The sequence below is a fragment of the Bacillus lumedeiriae genome, assembly GCF_044891285.1.
Classification (GTDB): Bacteria; Bacillota; Bacilli; order Bacillales; family Domibacillaceae; genus Pseudobacillus; species Pseudobacillus lumedeiriae.
This window is the reverse complement of sequence record NZ_JAUIYO010000075.1, coordinates 1-247: the sequence shown is the minus strand read 5'-3', so window position 1 is coordinate 247 and position 247 is coordinate 1. Positions and strand designations below refer to the sequence as shown.

Genomic DNA, 247 nt, shown 5'->3' with positions numbered 1-247 from the left:
CAAGCTAGTAAGATCCCTGAAAGATGATCAGGTAGATAGGTTCGAGGTGGAAGCGTGGCGACACGTGGAGCTGACGAATACTAATCGATCGAGGACTTAACCAATCACGCCGCATGGCGTAAAAGCAACACCAAATGGCACTCGATTGCCGGTTACTTGAAACATATTATCCAGTTTTGAAAGAACAATTCTTTCAACTTTATACAGTCTGGTGGCGATAGCGAAGAGGTCACACCCGTTCCCATAC

General features: G+C 46.2%; 1 rRNA gene. It reads left to right on the top strand.

Annotated features, from left to right (window positions below):
• Nucleotides 1–104: ribosomal RNA gene (locus QYG89_RS17405) — 23S ribosomal RNA — on the top strand; the annotation flags it as partial.
• Nucleotides 105–247: the final 143 nt, after the last annotated feature.